Source organism: Kluyvera sp. Awk 3 (assembly GCF_028069715.1).
Lineage (GTDB): Bacteria > Pseudomonadota > Gammaproteobacteria > Enterobacterales > Enterobacteriaceae > Kluyvera > Kluyvera georgiana_A.
The window spans coordinates 1-978 of sequence record NZ_JANEWH010000290.1 but is presented as its reverse complement, the minus strand read 5'-3'; the positions used below and the strand labels follow the sequence as shown (position 1 = coordinate 978).

The following is a 978-nucleotide window of genomic DNA, read 5'->3' as shown; positions in this document are numbered from 1 at the left end:
CTTTGAATCAATTCATCTATCAATTGAGAAGGGCTGTTTTTCAACATCTGATGGATCGGTGTCTTGATTTTATTGAGTGCATTGATTTTGAGCCATGACATATTAGCCATCACTGCATCAAATAACTTCTTACCATCATTAGACAATACATTATCTGAAGGAATGTGAATTGTTATGTTTTTCTTCCCTTCACCTAGAGATATTGCTAGTCGCTGATTCAACTCTTGGTTGTCTTGTAAAGTACACCAATATACAATTTTTGTAATAACATCCACAACAACTAAAATAATTGGCAAATCTAACTGGCTCATGTAATAGCTTAATCTTTCCGTCGAAATATTAAATGATACAATCTGCCCATTGTTTATTATGCTTACGCGCTCTTGCCCTTTAATCTGAGCTTTAAAAATAAAACCCGTTGCTTTTTCATTTTCACCAATTATTTCAATCTCCGCATCTACTCCATAATCTTCCTGATCTTCTTGCGGGCGGTATGCCCAATCAATTGGCATAGCTGATTGAAATATTCTTCCTGCGGATCTACCTATCTGCTTTGGAGTCAGTGCCATTTGTTTTCTGTTCCTTAAAATTGATTTGACCAAATTCTACTTCCATTTGAACGAAATCGCATTGTTTATGATGATTGTTCAGGCTGTACATACATTCCTCTATCAACTTCAAATTTCATATTGATAGAACATCACCATGTACGAAAAAATTTCTTAACATGACCAAAATCGCACTACACCGCACCCGCCTGCGGTTTTCAGATCACAAAATTTTTTCAGTTTGGATTTTTTACAAATGATAGCGTCAGACCGCGCCACGGCTGGGGATATCCCATGAGATGGGAACTGAAAAGAGTGAAAAGAATTTCAGTTTTTTTCAGTTTTGCTTTGCTATGGCATCAACACACTTTTCAATAACGCATTGATAATTAAGGGATATTAATTTTTAGGTGAGGTTTTTAATGGCAAT

At 35.8% G+C, this 978-nt stretch carries 1 protein-coding gene; it reads right to left on the bottom strand.

The window, feature by feature from the left end:
* Positions 1 to 569: DUF4365 domain-containing protein (locus NNN71_RS24705; protein WP_271459593.1), on the bottom strand; the 569-nt coding region annotated here is incomplete at its 3' end.
* Between the last annotated feature and the right edge of the window lie 409 nt (positions 570 to 978).